13 protein-coding genes and 1 tRNA gene are annotated in these 20,729 nt (G+C 40.6%); 10 read left to right on the forward strand and 4 right to left on the reverse strand.

The window, feature by feature from the left end:
• The first annotated feature begins 21 nt into the window (after positions 1-21).
• Complete coding sequence (locus MCBB_RS03940; protein ID WP_071906544.1) at positions 22-870, forward strand: carbon-nitrogen hydrolase family protein; 849 nt, start codon at positions 22-24, stop codon at positions 868-870.
• Between the two features lie 99 nt (positions 871-969).
• On the opposite strand, the gene MCBB_RS03945 is transcribed toward MCBB_RS03940, so the two are convergent.
• Positions 970-1,548 carry a HEAT repeat domain-containing protein gene (locus tag MCBB_RS03945; protein ID WP_071906545.1) on the reverse strand — a complete coding sequence of 193 codons (579 nt, stop codon included), beginning with the start codon at positions 1,546-1,548 and terminating at the stop codon, positions 970-972.
• 515 nt (positions 1,549-2,063) lie between these two features.
• Here MCBB_RS03945 and MCBB_RS03950 point away from each other — a divergent pair.
• From MCBB_RS03950 to MCBB_RS03980, 7 genes are all read left to right on the forward strand, one after another.
• Positions 2,064-2,807, forward strand: a complete 744-nt coding sequence (locus MCBB_RS03950; protein ID WP_071906546.1) for a metallophosphoesterase — start codon at positions 2,064-2,066, stop codon at positions 2,805-2,807.
• Between the two features lie 172 nt (positions 2,808-2,979).
• A complete protein-coding gene (locus MCBB_RS03955) occupies positions 2,980-5,559 on the forward strand; it encodes an ATP-dependent helicase (RefSeq protein WP_071906547.1) in 2,580 nt (859 codons plus the stop codon).
• Between the two features lie 533 nt (positions 5,560-6,092).
• Complete coding sequence (locus MCBB_RS03960; protein WP_084789756.1) at positions 6,093-7,088, forward strand: peptidoglycan-binding domain-containing protein; 996 nt, start codon at positions 6,093-6,095, stop codon at positions 7,086-7,088.
• Between the two features lie 555 nt (positions 7,089-7,643).
• On the forward strand, positions 7,644-9,053 hold the full coding sequence (locus MCBB_RS03965) for a M48 family metallopeptidase (protein WP_071906549.1): 1,410 nt from the start codon (positions 7,644-7,646) through the stop codon (positions 9,051-9,053).
• A gap of 95 nt (positions 9,054-9,148) precedes the next feature.
• Positions 9,149-9,832 carry a class I SAM-dependent methyltransferase gene (locus MCBB_RS03970; RefSeq protein ID WP_071906550.1) on the forward strand — a complete coding sequence of 228 codons (684 nt, stop codon included), beginning with the start codon at positions 9,149-9,151 and terminating at the stop codon, positions 9,830-9,832.
• 203 nt (positions 9,833-10,035) lie between these two features.
• Positions 10,036-11,763, forward strand: coding sequence for an ABC-ATPase domain-containing protein (locus tag MCBB_RS03975; protein ID WP_071906551.1), 1,728 nt, complete (start codon positions 10,036-10,038; stop codon positions 11,761-11,763).
• A 340-nt stretch (positions 11,764-12,103) separates the two neighbouring features.
• Positions 12,104-13,240 (forward strand): TIGR04083 family peptide-modifying radical SAM enzyme, encoded by a 1,137-nt coding sequence (locus tag MCBB_RS03980; RefSeq protein WP_071906552.1) that lies wholly within the window; start codon positions 12,104-12,106, stop codon positions 13,238-13,240.
• Positions 13,241-13,572: 332 nt separating this feature from the next.
• On the opposite strand, the gene MCBB_RS03985 is transcribed toward MCBB_RS03980, so the two are convergent.
• Positions 13,573-14,517, reverse strand: coding sequence for an ADP-ribosylglycohydrolase family protein (locus MCBB_RS03985; RefSeq protein ID WP_071906553.1), 945 nt, complete (start codon positions 14,515-14,517; stop codon positions 13,573-13,575).
• A gap of 342 nt (positions 14,518-14,859) precedes the next feature.
• On the opposite strand from MCBB_RS03985, the gene MCBB_RS03990 reads away from it, so the two are divergent.
• Together MCBB_RS03990 and MCBB_RS03995 are read left to right on the forward strand one after the other, a co-directional pair.
• Entirely contained in the window at positions 14,860-17,160 is a 2,301-nt protein-coding gene (locus MCBB_RS03990; RefSeq protein ID WP_231916400.1) for a DEAD/DEAH box helicase, read from the forward strand.
• A gap of 194 nt (positions 17,161-17,354) precedes the next feature.
• Positions 17,355-17,429, forward strand: a tRNA-Glu gene (locus tag MCBB_RS03995).
• Between the two features lie 212 nt (positions 17,430-17,641).
• Here MCBB_RS03995 and MCBB_RS04000 read toward each other — a convergent pair.
• Together MCBB_RS04000 and tsaA are read right to left on the reverse strand one after the other, a co-directional pair.
• Positions 17,642-20,086 carry a histidine kinase N-terminal 7TM domain-containing protein gene (locus MCBB_RS04000; protein ID WP_071906554.1) on the reverse strand — a complete coding sequence of 815 codons (2,445 nt, stop codon included), beginning with the start codon at positions 20,084-20,086 and terminating at the stop codon, positions 17,642-17,644.
• Between the two features lie 228 nt (positions 20,087-20,314).
• The gene (gene tsaA / locus MCBB_RS04005) at positions 20,315-20,710 is read right to left on the reverse strand and encodes a tRNA (N6-threonylcarbamoyladenosine(37)-N6)-methyltransferase TrmO (RefSeq protein ID WP_071906555.1); all 396 of its coding nucleotides are present in this window, start codon (positions 20,708-20,710) and stop codon (positions 20,315-20,317) included.
• Positions 20,711-20,729 lie beyond the last annotated feature (19 nt).

The raw sequence follows: 20,729 nt of genomic DNA on the forward strand, positions 1-20,729 counted from the left end.
TAATCTGATTGGGAGACTACCATGAAAAACCATTTCAAACTCGCAGTTTGCCAGATGAACGTGGTGGACAACAAGGAAACGAACGTGAAGAAAGCAGTGGATATGATAGAATCAGCTGCCCGGAACGATGCAGACTTGATTCTGCTGCCTGAAATGTTCAACTGTCCATACGACAATAGCAAATTCAGGGAGTACGCAGAATCTGCTGAAGACAGTGCAACACTTGAAATGATATCCGAGACAGCCAGAAATTCCGGGGTCTACGTTGTTGCAGGTTCCATACCAGAACTTGATGATGGAAAACTCTACAACTCCAGTTTCATCTTCAACAGGGATGGTGAGGTCATGGATGTTCACAGGAAGATGCACCTCTTCGACATCCATGTTCCCGGAGAGATAAGCTTCAGGGAATCTGAAACCCTCACTGCAGGAGACAAAGTAACAGTGGTTGAAACTGATCTCTGTAGAATTGGGGTTGTAATATGCTACGACATAAGGTTTCCAGAGCTTTCAAGGCTCATGGTGGATAAAGGAGTTGAACTCATCCTGGTTCCAGGGGCTTTCAACATGACAACGGGTCCTGCACATTGGGAGACTTTGATGAGGGTCAGAGCGGTTGATAATCAGGTTTACCTTGCAGCGGCATCCCCTGCACGAAACCATGAACTCTCATACATTGCTTATGGCCATTCCATGGTTGTTGATCCATGGGGGGAGGTACTGAGTCAAGCTGGAGCCTCTGAAGAGATAATCTACGCAGAAGTGAACTCCTCACGAATCATAGATGTCAGAAATCAACTTCCACTCCTGGAAAACCGGCGCAAAGATATATACAGGGTTACCGAAGGTTCTGGTCAAAATAAGGATTAAATGTTTAATTCAACTGTTTTAATAAGATTAAATGTCTTGATTCAGCTTTTAAAATGGATATAAAAAAAATGAATAGGATTTAGATTCAAATAAATCCATTCATTTACCTATCTTCTTCAAAGATTTGTTTGCAACCTTTTTATAATCCTTGTCACCTGTTGCAGCACGTCTGGCTTTTTTAATAGGGTCTATGGCTCTTTCATCACCTAAATCTCCCAGGGCCTTTGTAACAGCAACCCTGACTCCCCAGTCCTCATCCTTAAGGAGTTCTATGAGGGGTTCCACAGCCTTTTCATCACCTATCTCACCTAAGGATTTGGCTGAAAACTTTCTAACTGCCCATTCTTCAGATTTAAGGGCATCTATGAGGTCAGATACGACACTGCTATCTCCAACGTCCTTAAGGATGAATGCAGCGTACTTCTGGATGTTTCCTGTGTCATCCTTCAGGGCATTGATAAGGGGTTTAACAGCGGGTTTTCCTATTTTTCCAAGGGATTTAGAGGCCTGAAACCTCACATTTGGGTTTTCATCGTTGAGGGTTTTGATCAAGGGATCAAGGGCTTCCTTGCCGCAGTTTCCAAGGGCTTCTGCAGCTTCAATTCGGATTTCCGGGTTTTCATCATTTAATTTTTCAATGATATCCTTCATGTTAATTGAGTTATCAGAATCTGACATTTGAATCACCAGCATTTTACTTTAAGGACATGTTCTACACTTTTTCCATGTCCATTTCAATTCATTCAATTGGATGTTCCTCTAAGAATTGGGTTAATTGAGTTGATCTTTAAAACCATTTCCTGTACTTAATAGTGATTTTTTTAGTATAATACTATTTTCATGATCGTGCTCTAGACTTACCTTAACTAAAACAACATCTGGATCATGAACTAAAATATTATGATCCGTCCCTGTAAAAATAATACAATAAAAAAATATTTTTCAGTATCATGTAAACAATTTATAATAGATTTGAAGTTTAAGATACAATGAAATCTTTATAACTTAATAACTTTTATAACTTCCATAAACTCTATAAAAAAAATGAATATTCATAAAAAAACTTTATAGAATGAATAAGATTTTGCATGTATTTTTCTTTTGAATCATCTATTGGACTTTAAACAGGACAGTAATCTTCTGGTGAGAATTAACCTTTTAACGAAACTAAATCTTAGGGAGAAACCAGCTAAATGAATAAAAATCATATTTATGGGGCTGAAATCATAGATTTGGCCTTCTTAATTGAAGATACTTTGATTTTAGGGGATCTTCACCTGGGATACGAGGAGGCCCTCAACGCAGAGGGTATAATGGTTCCAAGGTTTCAGTACCAGAAGATCCTGACGAGACTTGAGGAGATCATAAGGAAAACCCACTGCAACCGTGTGATAATAAACGGCGACCTGAAACATGAGTTTGGAAGGATCACACATCAGGAATGGAAGGAGATATCAAACTTCATAGGATTTCTAAAGGACAACTTCCAGGAAGTGGTGCTCATAAAGGGTAACCACGACAACTTCACCAGATTCATAGCTGAAAGAACGAATCTGAAAGTTTACGACAGATTTTCAATTGGAAACTATCTTATACTTCATGGTGACAAGGTTCCAGATGATCTGGAAGATATTGGTGAAGAAACACTCATAATAGGTCATGAACACCCATGTGTAGGCCTTAAAAGTGGGGAACGTCTTGAAAAGATTAAATGCTTCCTTAAAGGCAGTTTTAAGGGTAAAAATCTCGTTGTGATGCCTTCATTCAACTTCGTAACTGAAGGATCGGACATATTACATGAAAAGGCCTTGTCACCATTTTTAAGGGACAGAACCGTGGATGTCAATGATTTTGAGGTATTTGGAGTTGAAAATTTTGAAGTGCTCTACTTTGGAAGGGTAAGGGACATAATCCGGGTTAAAGAACAGTTTTACTGAAAAAACATGTGTACTGGTGGGAACTGAATTTTTTAAAAAACTTCAAGAAACTAAATTTATTAAAAAATTGATCATGAATCCATTGAATCAAATTTAAACTTTTAAACTTTTAAAATTCCGTATCAGTTACAATACTTTTAATAAATTCTAATTGGATAAAACAAAGGATAAAATGATAGAAAAACAGGATAAAACCTACAAGGACAAGGAAATTTACGCCATACTGCATCCCTGGGTTAAAAAATGGTTCAAATCCAAATTTAAAACCTTTTCAGAGGCCCAGAGACGTGCGATCATGGACATACACAACCATGAGAATGTTCTGGTTTCATCACCAACAGGTTCAGGTAAAACCCTGACAGCGTTCCTTTCTGTTATAAGTGAGCTAACAACCCTGGCAGATAGGGGTGAACTGGAAGATAAGGTTTACTGTATCTACATCTCACCCTTGAAGGCCCTTGACAACGACATCGAGAAGAACCTCGAGGAACCACTCAGTGAAATAGAGGAAATATCTGGGAAGAAGCTAGGTATCAGAAAGGCTGTGAGAACAGGGGACACAACCCCGTACGAACGGTCCAAAATGCTCAAGTTACCTCCCCATATTCTCATAACAACCCCTGAAACCCTGTCAATACTTCTCTGTGCCCCGAAGTTCCGGGAAAAGCTGGAGGATGTTCGATATGTTGTTGTGGATGAAATACATTCTCTTGCAGATAACAAACGTGGAATACACCTGAGTTTAACACTTGAAAGGCTTCAGAACCTTGCAGGAAACTTTGCACGTATTGGGCTCAGTGCAACTGTGCATCCACTTGAGAAGGTTGCAGCCTTTCTTGTTGGCTACGCGTACGGTGCGGTTCGAAACTGCAAGGTTGTTGATGTTAACTACCTTAAACAGCTTGATATGAAGGTTTTAAGCCCAGTTGAGGACATAGTGGAGGAGGATCCAGAGGTGATAAACGGGTCACTCTACAACCTTCTCGACGAGCTTATAAGCTCCCACAAAACAACCCTTATATTCACCAACACCCGTAGCGGAACTGAAAGTGTTGTTTTCAACCTTAAAAAGAAGTTCCCAGATAAGTACAGTTCAAGTAACATAATGGCTCATCATTCATCCCTCTCCAAGGAGCTGCGGCTTGAAGCTGAGAACAAACTCAAGGATGGTGAGCTCAAGGTTGTTGTATCCTCAACATCCCTTGAACTGGGCATAGATATTGGTTTCATTGACCTCGTTATCCTTGTGAGTTCCCCAAAATCTGTTTCACGTGCACTTCAACGTATAGGGAGAAGCGGACACAGGCTTCATGATAAATCCAAGGGCAGGATAATCGTTGTTGAAAGGGATGACCTTGTTGAGTGTGCACTGATACTTAAGAATGCAGTTGAGGGAAGGATCGATGAGATACACATCCCCTCAAACTGCCTCGATGTACTGTCCCAGCAGATCTACGGCATGGCCATAGAAAAGAAGTGGGGCATTGAAGAGGCCTACAACCTCATAAAGGGCAGTTATCCCTACCGCAACCTTTCAGAGAATGATTTTTACAGTGTGCTGAGCTACCTTGCAGGGGAGTACACGAGCCTTGAGGAGAGGTACGTTTACGCCAAGATCTGGGTTGACTGGGACACCAAAATGCTGGGCAAACGTGGAAAACTTGCAAGAATGCTTTACTCAACCAACATCGGTACAATACCAGACAGATCCTCTGCAAGGGTCAAATGCAGCGGAGAGGTTGTGGGACACATAGAGGAGGACTTCATGGAAAAACTCCGAAAGGGAGACACTTTCGTTCTTGGAGGGAACATATACAGATTCAACTACGCACGTGGAATGACTGTTAACGTAACACCTTCATCTGGACCTCCAACCATTCCCTCATGGTTCTCTGAACAGTTGCCCCTTGCATTCGACCTTGCAATGTCCATACAGAACTTCAGGGCCATGATGGAGGTGAAGTTCCAGGCAGGAAAATCCAGGGAGGAGATCATAGACTTCATACACGAGTACCTCTACGTGGATTACAACGCTGCAAACTCCATCTACAGCTACTTCAGGGAGCAGTACCTCTATGCCGTGATCCCAAGTGCCAGAACCCTTCTCGTGGAGTTCTACACAGGATTCGGTGGCAGGAAGTTCATGGTCTTCCATTCCCTATTTGGAAGAAGAGTGAACGACGCCCTTTCAAGGGCCGTGGCTTACATCATCGCACGGAAATATAAAAGGGATGTTATGATATCTGTTTCAGACAATGGATTTTATTTGAGCTCTGAGGGTAAGATTGGTGGCCTGGATGCCTTCAAAGAACTCAGCTCTGAAAACATCGAAGACATCCTTGTCAAGGCCATAGATAAAACAGAAACCCTGGCAGGGAGATTCAGGCACTGTGCAGGCAGATCCCTCATGATACTGCGCAGGTACAAGGGCCATGAGAAGAGTGTTTCACGCCAACAGGTGAAGGGTAAGATACTCCTGAAGTTCGTTAAGGATCTTGATGAAAACTTCTCAATCCTCAAGGAAGCCAGACGTGAGGTCATGGAGGACTTCATGGATGTTAAAAATGCGAAAAAGGTTCTTGAAATCATAGAAGATGGTAGAATGAACATAAAACAGATAAACACCAGAATACCCTCACCATTTGCATTCAACCTTGTTGCCCAGAGTTACCTGGATGTTCTTAAGTACGAGGATCGAATGGAGTTTATAAGGAGAATGCACCAGGCGATAATAAAGGAGATAGGTGATTGATGCCCTGTGAGTAGGGATCCATTCCACTGGAATCTGATTTCATCTAAAATTCTCTGCTTGGATACCGGTCTCACCACATTGAACTGTTATTAATGCTCCTTTCTAAGGTAATAAAAAGGGCCATTTTTTATGGATGATTCCTTAAATTCGTCATCTTAAATGACTTTTTTTTCATAAAAAATGAATTTTATGCTTAAAATCTTTTAATCCATTTGATTTAATTCTAATAGCAAAAATCCCTTTTATTTCTTTTTTAATTGCCCCCAATCCTCATTTTTTTGAATTTACGGTACGTATCCCATTTATAAATCCGTTGTCATGCCCTTATTTTGTTACAAGTGTCCTGAATTGTTTTTATTTTTTAGATAGGGTCATATTTTGTTCCCCAATCATTAAATGGGGCATGAATTGTTAAGATCGAATTTTAGCTTGAAGGAAAAGCTTTTAACTTGCTTTTTTTGCTTAAATAGTTTCTAAACGTGCCTATTTCTTAAAAATAAACCGTAATATTTATATATGATGTTGAAGTGAACATGTGTTTGTCCGGAGGCGATTGTTGTTCTTTTCAACAATCTGGACACGGAGGCGATAAAATTAAGCGAAAAACCACATATGCAACAATTTTTGCATTGTGTGTGATGTTCACTGTCCTGCCATTTGCAGGGGCAGCTGAAACCCAAAATACCAATGTAACTCAAAGTACAGATCAAAATACAGTCGGAACAAACGCGGTTACCGACAATGGCTTGGAAATAGGTGCAACTGGAGATCAGGTTGTAACACTACAGAAATGGCTCCAAAATCAGGGCTACTACACAGGAAAAATCGATGGATCCTTTGGTCCATACACTAAATTGGCTGTTAAATACTTCCAGACAGACTCAAACATAACAGTTGATGGATGGGTTGCCAACGAAACAGTAGGTGCAATGACTCAACTCACAGGAAAGAATCCATTCACAGTAACATCCGGAACCTCAACAAGTTCCACAGGAAGTTCAACAGACTCCACAAGTTCAACAACAAGTTCCAGTGATTCAACATCAAGTGATTCAGACAGTTCCACAGACAGCTCTTCAGATCCAACATATGACTCAGAAGGCAGTGATGTATCAGCAAGTACCACAAGTACAACTAGCACATCCAGTACAACAAGTACAAAGACTTCAACCAAAACTACAACCAAAACCACAAGTACAAGTTCCAGCTCAGGATCCACACTATCTGAGATCCTTGCAAGCGGTGCAAACTACGGCTACAGTCATTCAGCAAGTACAGCATCTGGAATGGTGAGCAGTGGAAGTGGAGACTGCTGGGCAATGAGTGCTTACCTCTACAGCAAACTTTCAGCTGCAGGTATAACCTCAAGGATAGTTCAGTACTCAACATCTTACTCATCCAGACACAGATCAGTTCAGCTCTACGGCAGCAGTGGATGGTACGATGTTCCATACAGTAGCTACGGATACAACACCCTGTTCTATGCCACTTCAAGCAAGCCAGGAATGACAGTGATAGCAAGCAGTTAAACAGCAAACAGTAACTACAAACTGTGCAGATCATTTTGAAGATTTTACCCCCTTAAAAAAAATCAGTTTGTGAAAGCACAGTCAAATAAGAGGAGTTTGTAGGTTTTATACCTATACAACTCTCCCTTTTATTTGGGTTCGTAGTATCCAAGGTTTGTATAACTTGAATATTTTAATTTTATACTTAAAACTCATATTTCAACTAAAGATCATATTTTAATTCTTAAATAGTTCATAACTCGTTTTTAATCACACAATTATTTTTAATCTACTTTTAAAATATAATTAGGACAAATATGCATTTTTTAAGCGATTTACATTATTTTAAAGAGTAATCCATCTTTAAATTCAAAAGTTCAGTGTGTTGAGAAACTTATAATACCCTTATTTTCCAGAATAATAATTGATAAAAATTGGAGCATTGAAATTGAAGGGTGAACCAAAATTAAATATTTATGGACTTAAAACCCTTGAAATTATGAAATAAGTACTACAAATGCCATAAAATATTATTATTAACATCAGGATCTTTAATTGTTAATTAGAGGTTAATAAATGTCTGAAAACAGGTCCTACTCCCTGGATGTCGAAATATCACCGGTTTACATTGATAAGATTTTGCATTTTATAAGATCCTACTACCTGCGCCAGCAGCCTGAAAACTTCAGAAACATCCGGCAAACAAAACAAGGGCTCTTTTTCACGGCAACAGATGGCAAAGGATTTTGGGCTGCCAATTTTTTCCTAAAATCCTCCAGTCCCATCCAGATTGAGGTTGAAGGATCTCCCAACACACCTGAAACTGTTCTGGATGAGGTGAGGGAGGATCTTCTTCTTGTGGTTAAGATCTACGAGGAGCAGGTGACGAGATCCACTCTGTACTTCTCATGGGTTGAAGGTGAGGATATCATTCCAGAGGAACCTCCAACCCTCAGAAGGCGACTTTCAATCAGGATGCTCACAAGCAACATGCTCCTAATTTACATCCTCTTTTTTTCAATCATGGTAATTTTATTCCTTTTGTTTGGTGTTTATGGGGTTTTTGCATTTATCTTCATACAGTTCTGCATAGTTCTTCTCTCTGACAAGATATTCAAGCGAACAGGTCACTGGAAGATCACCAAAGAGAATCCATACGTTCACATAGTCCAGTACAACCTTTCAAATGGAGAATTTGGTGAATTCCAGGAAAAATTCACCAAAAAGATGATCATGAACATGAAAAGTGAGATCTACAAGAGATCCATTGCCCTTGGAATGGAACCCACCTGTGAACTGGGAGAGGAGGTGTTTGAAAGTTACGGCATGAAATGCAACCCCCTTCACAAATCAAGCAAAGTTGTGGATGTTTACAGCATAGTCAAGACCGCAGTTGACAGATTTGGACTTCCCATGCCCGCCATCGTCATCTCAAACAACATGATCCCCAATGCTGCGGCAACGGGTCCAAGTCCCAAGAGGGGTGTGGTGCTCATAACAACGGGTTTACTCGTGCACCTTGAAGAGGATGAAATACTCAGTGTTATTGGCCATGAACTAGGCCATCTTCAGGGCAGAGACCCATTAATACTCTTTGGAATCATAATAGGGGAATTCATCCTCCGCCTGACGGTTCTGTTCCCTGTTGTGGTTTTATCACCATTTCTTTACCTTTTCCTTGTGATATGGTCAATATATTTTGTTGCCAAGTTCTTTGAAGCCCGTGCGGACCTTGTCTCTGCAATGAAAATAGGTCAACCTGAGGTTCTTGCAGAATCCCTTCGTAAGATTGGTTACGCACGTTTGGCCTATGAGAGAAAACCCTCAAGTAGAATTCCAAGCTGGCTGCGATTTGACACTCATCCCCCACTCTACTTCAGGATAGACAGACTTGAACGATTGAACGATCCCTCCAACATCAAAAATCCCCTTTTAACTTCAATAAAGGATGTTTTGATGGGATTTAAATCAGCATTTGGACTTTGAAGATATTTTGAATCATAACACACGATTGAATAATTTTTTAAGGTTTGGAATCATGTTCCATTAATCATTTCTATAACCATGATCAATTGTATAATATGGATTCTGAAGCATGGTGGAAAAAATTCAAGGGAAGGGAAACTCCTTCCACAGTCCAACTGGACGAATCATTCTGTAAGATGGTTCCAAAGGGTTCTAAAGTTCTTGATTTTGCATGTGGATGGGGAAGGATGGCTTTTAAGTTACAGGAATGTGGATATGATGTTGTTGGTTTTGATATCAATCAGGAGGCTGTGGAAAATGCCAGAAAAGCTTCAACGAGATTTAATTCCATCTACAAAAACAGGGTGAGTTTTGACGTTGCAAATGCACGGGATCTACCCTATCCAGATGGATCATTTGATGTATGTTTGATACAGGCTTTCATGACGGCCCTGGTTGATCCAGAACACAGGGAAATGGTTCTGGATGAAGCCAGAAGAGTTTTAAGGGAAGATGGAATTCTTTACCTTGCAGATTTCGGGCAGAGTTGGGATAATCCCATTTACAGGGCAAGATACTTGAAGGATTTTAAAAAGACGGGTGAAATGGGAACATTCATTGTAACGGGAGATGGCAGTCCTGAAAGCCCTGAAATCTTCAGGGCCCACCACTACACCCAAGAAGAGCTGATGAAACTTATCAAGCCGAGATTCACTGTTGAAATGTTTAAAGAAACAGTTTTCACAACCTATCATGGAAATAAAGCCAGCGGATTTGTGATAATGGCCAGAAAAAAGTGATCTTCAATCATTATTACCACGATCCTTCAATTCAATTAATTTTTTCAATTAATTTTAGTTTTTCAATTAATTTTAAAATTTTTTTTAGATCAATTTATTATAACAAATCAATTAAAAAAAGAAGATATAAATATAAATTAACCTTTTTTAAGAGGGTTTTAAAATATTTCATACGTATCAAAGGGAAATTGGGAGAAAATCATATGCAAAGGAAGGAAAAACTTTTCCAAACACTTAAAAGAATAGATGGACGAGGATACAAGGCATACAATGACATAAAGGGCAGCTATGATTTTGAAACCTTCACATTACATGTGGATCATATTCAGCGCGACCCCTTTGCAGGCCCGTCCCTTTTAAGGGTGGAGGTTTCAAGCAAAAACGCCGCATTTCCATCTGAACTTCTTAAAAACAGTCAGAGAATAACTGCGCTTGAAGATTACATAGCACGTGCCTTTAAAAGTTCAATAAATAAAAATGTTAAAGGAGTTGGAGGTAGTGGTCACAGTGGAACCTTCCGCATCGACAGTGGAGGTCAAGAAGTTCTTGAAAGGACGTGTGTCAACATCCATGAAGGGAATGTGGAGCTCAGATTTCAGGTGGGACTTCCAGCACACGGCAGAAGGGTCATGGGAAAGGCAGCCACCACCATGTTTCGTGATATACTTCCAGTTCTGGTAGAATCGTCCTGTTTCTACAGCAACCTTCAAAGTGTTGATGTTAAGGAACACGTTGAGACCTACGAGGATGCAGAGCACATAAGGAGTGAACTTTCAAGTATGGAACTTGTTGCATTCATCGCAGACGGATCCATACTTCCAAGGGAGAGTGGAGTTTCCCAGCGTCCTCTGAAAGATGCAGTTGCATTCAAATCCCCAGATTCAATGAGTGTAACCATCGAAACACTCAATCATGGTCCTATCACAGGTATGGGGATCAGAAAGGGTGTAACCCTGGTTGTTGGTGGAGGCTACCACGGCAAATCAACACTGCTCAACGCCCTTGAGAGAGGGGTTTACAACCACGTCCCATGTGACGGACGTCAGTTCGTTGTTACAGATGATTCAGCAGTCAAAATACGGGCAGAGGATTCAAGAAACATTGAAAGAGTGGATATCAGTTCGTTCATACATGAACCACCAGGAATCATGGACACATCTGAATTTTCAACGGAAAATGCGTCGGGATCCACATCCCAGGCAGCCAACATAATCGAGGCAATGGAAGCTGGATCAAAGGTCCTGCTCTTTGATGAGGACACATCAGCCACCAACTTCATGATACGCGACCAGAGAATGCAGCAACTGGTTTCAAAGGAAAATGAACCCATAACACCCTTCATAGACAGAATAAGGGAGCTCTGCACTGATCATGGGGTGTCCACCATCATGGTCATGGGTGGATCTGGAGATTACTTCGACGCAGCAGACAACGTGCTAATGATGGACAGCTACACTGCCAATGATGTAACGGAAGAGGCAAAGAGAGTTGCAGATGATTTTCCTGTGAAACGTATGAAAGAAATTAAATCTCCCTTTAAATTCAAAAAACGCTGTCCAAAACCGGATAGTATAAAAGCTTTCAAGGGAAAGAAGCTGAAACTCGACAGCAAGGGTACATCAACGGCAGTTATTGGCAGGAGCTTCGTAGATCTGTCCCAGGTTGAGCAGCTTGTTGAAGAGAGTCAGACCAGAACAATAGCCCATGCAATCCATTATACCTCAAAAAAGCACATGGGCGGTAAGAAAACACTGGGGGAGCTTTTGGATATTCTTGAGGCAGATATAAACGAAAATGGATTGGACGTGCTTGCAGCCCATCCTGGACGTTACCCTCCAAACTTTGCAAGACCCCGCAGATTTGAAATTGCAGCTGCAATCAACCGTCTTAGAACCTTGAAGGTAAGTTTGAAGGATGATCAAGGAAGATAAAATGGATCCTGAAGATTCATGAACGTCGTTTAAAATAGGATCATCATATGTCCTCCTATATTTTAACATATCCCCCCATATAATTATGATAAATTTTCAATAAAAAAATTTAAACAAGGTTTAAATAAGTTACACTGGATATTAACTTATCAAACGAAGGATTTAAAAAAGGATTTTTAAAATCTTGATTGGCTGTAAATTCATTGTTTGTAAAAAAAATATGAAAATAAATCTTTAAAAAGTTAAATCTTTAAAGAATCTTTAATATTCCAGTTTCAAAAGTATCAAAATATTAAAAGAAGACTTATTAAGAACAATTTTATAAAAAGACGGTGTTCAAATGGCATTCCACGTTATGTTAATACCCTCAATGAACTGCCCCTCAAACTGCAACTACTGCTGGGGTGTTGACAAAGAATCAGAAACTATGAGTATTGAAACAATAAAAGAAGTTGTTGAATGGCTTGAAAACTTCAGGGAGGAGCCTGTGACCTTCACCTTCCATGGAGGTGAACCTCTCCTTGCAGGATTTGATTTTTACAGGGAAGCACTCCCACTTCTGAGCAAACGTTTATCCCACTTAAAACCTGCATTTGCACTTCAAAGCAACCTATGGCTTCTAACACCTGAGATGGCACAGCTCTTCAGTGAGTACAACATCCCTGTGGGTTCCAGTCTGGACGGTCCTAAAGATGTGAACGACTTCCAGAGGGGAAAGGGTTACTACGAAAAGACCATGAGGGGTTATGAAATCGCAAAGGCAAACGATCTCAGTGTGAGCTTCATATGCACCTTCACGTCCCATTCAATCAAACTCAAGGAGGAGATATTCAACTACTTCCTTGAAAATGGTTTGAACCTGAAACTCCACCCCGCACTACCATCACTGCGGGCTGAAGACCCTGAAAAATGGGCACTATCTCCAGAGGAGTATGGTGAATTATTGATATACCTCCTTGATGAGTACCTGGAACATGCAGATGAAATTGAGGTTAAAAACATCGACCACCTTGCCAAGGCGGTGTTCATGCGAAGGGGCACTGTCTGCACCTACGTGGACTGTATGGGAGATACATTTGCCGTGGGCCCAGATGGAAGCATATACCCCTGCTACAGATTCGTTGGAATGCCAGATTATGTGATGGGCAACGTAAGGGACCATCCAAGCATGGAAGACCTTGCAGAGTCAGAGGCATGGAAGTTGCTCCACAGATTCAAGGACTACGTTGATGAGGAATGCTCAGACTGTAAGTACATCAAATTTTGCAGGGGAGGATGTCCATACAACGCCCTGAACCGTGATGGGGAGATAGAGGGGGTGGATCCCCACTGCACAGCCTACAAGATGATATTCAAGGAACTGACAGACAGGGTCAACAAGGAATTTCTCACATCATCACTGCCAATTCCAGGCATGTCACAGCCTGGCAAGAATTCCAAAGCAAGTGTCATGAAGCTGATGCTCAAACCATCGTGAAAAAACTCAAACATCATGAAAAAATCCTTATATGCAATGTTCTATTTTTTTTATCTATTTTTTAGAGTTACCCTCCATCCTTTTTCATTGATTTTTTTACTAATTTGACAATTTCAATAATTTGAAATATTTTTTTTTAAAATGAGAAAAAAAGGTAATTAAAATTTTTAAAAAAATTAAGACTAAATTAAGGTTAAAACCTTTAAAATTGACTTCGCGGGGGCATGGAGTTCTTTGATGATCACATTTATCAAAGATCATTGCATATGCCTTAAGAAGCCTCCACAAAGCCAAGGGTTGTAGATTTTATTTCCTTTTGGTTGAGGACCATTTCAATTTAATGGATGAGATTCTGATGCTTCCATCAGTTTCTCAAGGATGCAGTTGATGGTTTCAAACTGTGCAAGTCCACCAACCCATCTTTTGGGTATTCCCGATTCACCGTAGTAGGCTCCTGCAATCTGGCCGTACACTGCACCTGTAGTATCTGCATCATCACCAAGATTCACAGCCATCAAACAGCCCTCCTCAAAGCTACTGCTTTTTACAAATGCCCAGAGTGCAGATTCAAGCGAACTGACAACGTATCCGCTGCCTTTTATCCCCGGAGGGTTCTTCACCTTGAATGAACCAGCTGCAACCTCTGCAATCTCATCTACCAGTGGATTGTCATCCCAGTAACATGGAATGGGACTGTAACCTTCCGATAGAATTTCATCCTTCGCTGCTCCGTTGAGAGCTCCGTATATAATTCCGCCCATGTAACGGCATGCATCCACAGCCAGTTGATTTCCATGGGTTGTTCTTGAACTGTCACCGGATCTCTCAACTGCAAGGTATGGATCCCAACTGAAGAAGATTGGAACAGGTGCAAGTCTCATTATGGATCCGTTACCTGCAGATCTCTCATTAGATGGTCCGCTGTAGGCTTCACCAGTTCTTTCAAAGCTGTGGAGAGCGTATTTTGTTGTGTTTCCAATGTCGAAGCATTCTCCAGTCACACTCAAATGCCCCTCACTGTACCAGCGGTTGTAGCGTGTCATCTGATCCACAGGATCAAATCCCCCTGAAACTGCAAGGCTTTCTGCAAGACACAGGGCAAGGGATGTGTCATCGGTCCATTCTCCAGGTTTCAATCCAAAACAACCGCCACCAACCATATCAGTCACTGGTTCAAATGTACCTGGGGCTTTGAATTCAAGGGGAACGCCCATGCAGTCCCCAACTGCAAGTCCAATAACTGCGCCTCTGAACCTGTCCACCATATTTAAATCCATTCAATCACCATTTCCTAATTTATAAATCTTTAATCACTTTTTTTAATCATTTCATCCCAAAAAGCTGCGGGTATTTAATTTCCTGTACTCTCTAAATTATTATCCTATTTTTCAATAAAATTATTATTTATTCTTCCATTTAAAGTTTTAAATAACTGTATACATAAAATGAAAGTGTTCATGGAATGTTTAGGATTACACTATCTGAATACAGATGGATACATAATTTCAACCTAACAGATTTCAACAAAGATGGATCATTTTTTTGATTTTATAGAGTTAGACAATTATACAATTGGACAAATTATACATTTAAACAGGTTTTTTGGGGAGTGTACAGTTATGGGTAACAGTGAGATGGTGGGTAGGGTTCTTCGCAGGTTGAAGTCAGATATCCGCTACCACAACAGGGTGGAGCACATAGAAGTTCTACCTCCCCAGGAAGCTCGTTATGATGATGTAGAAGGTCTTCCCCAAAACATAATGGGCTACCTCAAAACAAGGGGTATAAAACTTTACAGGCACCAGTGCAGAACACTGGAACTCCTGAGGGTTGGAGAAAATGTTATAATAACCACTCCAACAGCCTCTGGAAAGACTTTAGCCTTTAACATGCCTGTTTTTGAAACTTTAAATGAAGATGAAGATGCAACAGCTCTTTACATCTACCCTGCCAAGGCCCTTGCAAATGATCAGCTAAAAACTCTTCAGGAACTTGAAAAAGAGTTCAAAATACCTATAAATCCAGCGATCTACGATGGAGATACGGATCGAAGTAAAAAGCCGTGGATAAGAGATAACTCCAGAATAGTGCTTACCAATCCCTACGAACTCCATCTTGTACTTTCATGGCATTTTCAGTGGGAGAAATTCTTCAAAAACCTTAAATATGTTGTAATCGATGAGGCACACCAGTACAGGGGAGTTTTCGGTTCCAACGTGGCATTCCTAATAAGGAGGCTTCGCAGGATATGTAATTTCTATGGATCAGATCCACAGTTCGTGCTCTCGTCTGCAACACTGGCCAACCCTGAGGAATTCAGCAGCAAATTAACTGGAAAGAGTTTCAAACTGGTATCTGAGGATGGATCGCCCTGCGGTAAAAAACACTTCGTACTCTACAATCCCTACTTCAAGGGAAAAAGCAAAACATCCTCCCATCAGGAAACCAAGAATTTACTTCTACTTTTTGTTCTCAACGATCTTCAAACACTCTGTTTCACCGTATCAAGGAAGATGGCAGAGCTCATAGCGTTATGGTCCAAGAATGAGATGGAGGAGATACGCCCGGATCTCACCGGAAAGATCACCTCCTACAGGGCAGGTTACCTTGCAAAGGAGAGGAGAAGAATTGAATTGGGCCTTAAAAATGGCATTTTGAAGGGTGTTACAACAACCAACGCCCTTGAACTTGGTATAAATATAGGATCCCTTGATGGTGTCATAATATCTGGATTTCCAGGAACCATAATGTCCACGTGGCAGCAGGCAGGAAGAGCAGGACGTGGAATTGATGAATCCCTTGTTGTGCTGGTTGCATTTGAAAACCCCCTTGACCAGTACCTAATGAAACACCCAGAATCCATATTCGACAAACCCCACGAACACGCCATAATAGATCTTCACAATCCAAAAATAGTTTCAGGGCATCTGATGTGTGCTTCAGCTGAAATTCCCCTTAAAAACAATGAAAACTGGGATGAAATCTTTGGAGAGGGTTCTGAGGCCCATATTGAAAAACTTCAGGAAAATGGTTTGGTGAAAAGGGATGGTGAGGGATTCGTTTATGCAGGGGATAAGGTGGCTGCCTTCAGTGTGAGCCTCGACAGTATTTCATCGGACATGTTTCGGGTCATGTTTGCAGGAAGACTGCTTGAAGTTTTAGACAGGGAACAGGCCTACAGAGAGGCTCATGAGGGGGCAGTGCTTATAAACAGGGGAGAAACCTATCTTGTCCAGAGCTTCAACCTTGAAAAACGTGTTATAAACGTTGTTAAGAGGGATGTTGCCCATCATACACAGGTTGTGAGGGATATAGATGTGGAAATTATTGGAGAAGGCATCAGGAAGGATATGGGCGATTTCTCAATTTTCTTCGGTGATCTGGAAGTCAGTGAGTACTACCACAAGTACAAGATCATGAGCTACGACAAGGTACATGCAACCAAACCACTGGATCTTCCCCCTTTAAAATTCAAAACAAAAGGCCTTTGGTTCACAGTATCAGATGATGTTAGGGATGAGCTTGAAAAGGCTGTTGAGGGTAAGGAGGTTTTTGAGGGAGGTATACACGGTGTGGAACATGCCCTGATATCCATGATACCCTTCAACATAATGTGCGACAGGTTTGATATGGGTGGACTGTCCACACCCAAACATCCAGGCACAGGAATGGCCACAATATTTATCTACGATGCTTTTGAGGGAGGTATGGGGCTTGCAGAGAAGGCATCAGAGCTCTTCGGGGAGATACTCACCAGGACCTTTGAACTTGTGAGGGACTGCAGATGTGAGGTGGGATGTCCAGCATGTATATACTCTCCAAAGTGTGGTAACGACAACAAACCCCTTGATAAAAGGGGAACACTCTTCCTACTTCAGAGGATGATGGATATGATTGGAGAAGATCATGGGAATGATTGAGGTAGGTTCAATTTGTGAGAAATTTCAGGATCTCACTTAGTCAACACGTTCCACTTTCATCCCTGTTATGGAGAAACATTTATATGTGATGATGAAGGTACACTTTAATGTTCACATTTTCCAGTGGGCAGAATAATGTCATAGATTAACTGGAAATGTTGTTATCAATTTTTATTCATAGAATATATTCAAAAGCTCCTGTAGTGTAGTCCGGCCAATCATTCCAGCCTCTCGAGCTGGGGACTCGGGTTCGAATCCCGGCAGGAGCATCTTAATCTTATCGGATCTAATTTTAAAATTTTACCTGAATTTAATTCTTAAACTTTTTTAAACCTTTTTTTAAATCCTATTTTACTAAACTATAATATAGATCTTTAAAAATTAAGGTAGAATTTTTTCATGATTCCAGGCTAGACTCATGTTTTGCAACTGATTTTACTGGCCCAAATTCAAAGTTTAAAATTCATTAAAAATAAACTAATTACGCAGGAACTGTTTTTATGGGGGTCATTCTCTCTTTATACTTGATTTCACGGAATCTCACTGTGAACTCTGCACCATCTTCACTTTTAACCTCCAGTGAACCTTCAATCTGTTTTACAAGGTTGTTTATAAGCTGAAGTCCGAGTGAATCCGTTTTGAGTGGATCAAAATCTTCTGGAAGACCCACTCCATTGTCTTTAACCTTCAGTACATACCTTTCGCCATGGGATCTCAAATTCAGGGTTATCTTTCCACCTGATCTTGGGAATGCATGTTCCATGGAATTTGAAACCATCTCATTAACAAGAAGCCCCAGGGGCAGGGCTGTCTCAAGATTCAGGTAAACCTTCTCAAGGGACATTTCAAGTTCTATACCTTCAGGTTCCGGGGAGTAAGAACTTACAATACTCTGCACCATACTCTCAAGGTAATCTGATACTTCAAGTCTGCTGAAGTCATCGATACTGTAGAGATTCTCATGGATTATGGCCATGGTCTGTACCCTGTTTTGACTGTCCCTTAACACAGTTTTAACTTCATGACTTTCGGTGTAAGCTGCCTGGAGTGAAAGAAGGCTTGAAATTATTTGCATGTTGTTTTTAACCCTGTGATGTAATTCCTGTAGGAGTACCTCCTTCTCATGGAGGGATTTGGTCAGTTCATTCTCAACATCCTTGATATCAGATATGTCCACTATGATGCCTCTGAATCCTTGATTTTTTCTGTCATGGCATTTGGGGGTTGAATATAGAATGATTGGAAAGTTGTTGCCGTCTGCATGCTTTGCATTGTACTCATCACCTGAGAGATCCCCCTGGGAAATTTTATCAAATTTATCCAGGGAACGTTGTCTTTCATTTTCATCTATTACTTCAAGGATGTTCAAACCATCTTCCAGGTCTTTTTGAGAATAACCAAACATTTTAAAGGCATGATCATTGAAGAATGTGACGTTGCCGTGTTCATCTGTCTCAAAAACGGTTTGGGGTAACATATCTGCAAATTCTCTGTACTTTCTTTCAGACTCCTTAAGGGCCATTTCAGTTTCCTTAAGCTCAGTAAAATCCATAAATGATGCAATACTTTTATCGGTGTTGTTTATAATTGAAACTGTTGCTAAAACATGTTTAATTTTTCCATCAGCATCTTTGAATGAAAACTCATAGTTTCTTGGGGCCACACCCCTTTCAGAACGTCTCAGATGATGGTAATCCATTAAAGTATTTCTCTCTTCCTCTGAAACGAAATCCACAAGCTGCATCTTGCCTTCAACATCTTCCCTTCTGAACCCTGTCAGTTCTAGGAACTCTGCGTTTGTAAGGGATATCATTCCATTGGACTCAATCATGATCATGGCAGTTCCTGTGTTCTCAAATATGGTTCTGTAACGGGTTTCAGACTCTTTTAACTCTTTTTCAGCAATTTTTCGGTCACTTATGTCCTCGAAGATGTAGAGCCAGCCTGAAGGAATTCCTTCAGTGTATATCCGGTTGTAGCAGATCTCCAAAAAACGGTTTTCAGGATTATTTTCAAGTTTCAGTTCCATTTTAGCATCGTTTTGCCCTTCAATGGGATGTATTTCACTCCACATATCCAGTTCATCTTCCACCTTTTCACCCACTGAAGATGAACCCAGTCCAATAATGTTTTTGACTGAATCATTCACATCAACGATCCTTTCGTTGAGATCCAGAACCATAACACCACTTTTCATGTTGGAGAACAGGGTTTCGTAGGCCGGTGGAACCAGATCGAATAGTTTGTAGTGGAACAAACTCCAGAACACAAGTATTCCGGTTATTGTAAGTGCAAGGGGGGTGGGATCGAAGTAAAATGGGCTCACACCTAAAGCGTAAATTAAATTACTTAAAAGGGGTATTAATGCAGCCAGAACCATTAGAAAACCTCTTTGTTTGTATATTGAAGGTTCACGGAAAAGGTTTTGACCTATCACAATGAGCCCCATGATCATGAGGGCGTAGGAATAAATCGCTGAGATAATTGCAGCAATTCCATGTTTGTAGAGGATTATTAAACCTGCTGAAGTTTCTAAATAACTAAAACCTGACCATACAAGGCCGTGCATTTCATTGGTGAATGCCAGTAACGTGGTTAAAGTAGGAATTATAAGAAGCAGGATCGTCTGTTGCTTTTTGACTTTAAATTGGTTTTTACTGTAGGTTACTGTGAACAGGAACCATAATGGAGCTACAGTTGTAATTGCAATGTATGAAATTTTTCCCCAGAGTATCTTGGTTGCAATGGTTGTTGAAGCAAGTTCCAGTGCACCTGTAAACGACCAGAGTGCAGCAGCCAGGATGATGAAAAATAGGTAGATGCTGCCGCTGATCCTCTGTCTCTTCCAGATGTTCCATGCCAGAAAAATGTTTAAGCATGTTGTGAAAAGCAGAAGAGCTGTGTATGTTGTGTACTGGAGTTCCATTGTCTAACCTCAGGATGATTCACTGAAAAAACTGATTTTAAAGCACTGATTTAACTTATAATAATTCCACTTTAGATCCATCTATCTAAAGTATTTTATCAATTTCACTGGATACTAGCTTTATTATGGAAAAAAAGTTTTTTTTAAATGGGTATGGTAATAACAGGGGATACATTATATCTGAATCCAGTCAATCATTAATAAAAAAAGGGGTATTCAATAATAAATTTAGATGGAATCTATTCCGGGTGAATATGGTTTTATATCCAGAACAGGTGAGCCATCAAGGGCATCAAGACCCTTAACCCTGAGGATTTTTCCATTTATCTCTAGAAGGTCAACGATGCACATTGAGATTGGATTGGGCCTTGAAGGAGATCTGGTTGCAAAAACTCCTCTTTTTTGAGTCTTACTTGGAGGAACAACCTTTAAAATATTTCTATCGGCACGATTCGCCCAGTATAACACGATGAGATGTGAACGATCTTCAAGGCCTTCCATACCCTCCTTGTAATCCTCAAAAATTATTATCTTGCTTACAACTTCAGATTCCCTTCCCTGGCGCGGTGCATCTTCTCTATCTTTGTAGGGGGATATCACCACTCCAATGGGTTCCAATTTCATAACAAACCCTCCAATCTCA

It is taken from the genome of Methanobacterium congolense, assembly GCF_900095295.1.
Classification (GTDB): domain Archaea; phylum Methanobacteriota; class Methanobacteria; order Methanobacteriales; family Methanobacteriaceae; genus Methanobacterium_C; species Methanobacterium_C congolense.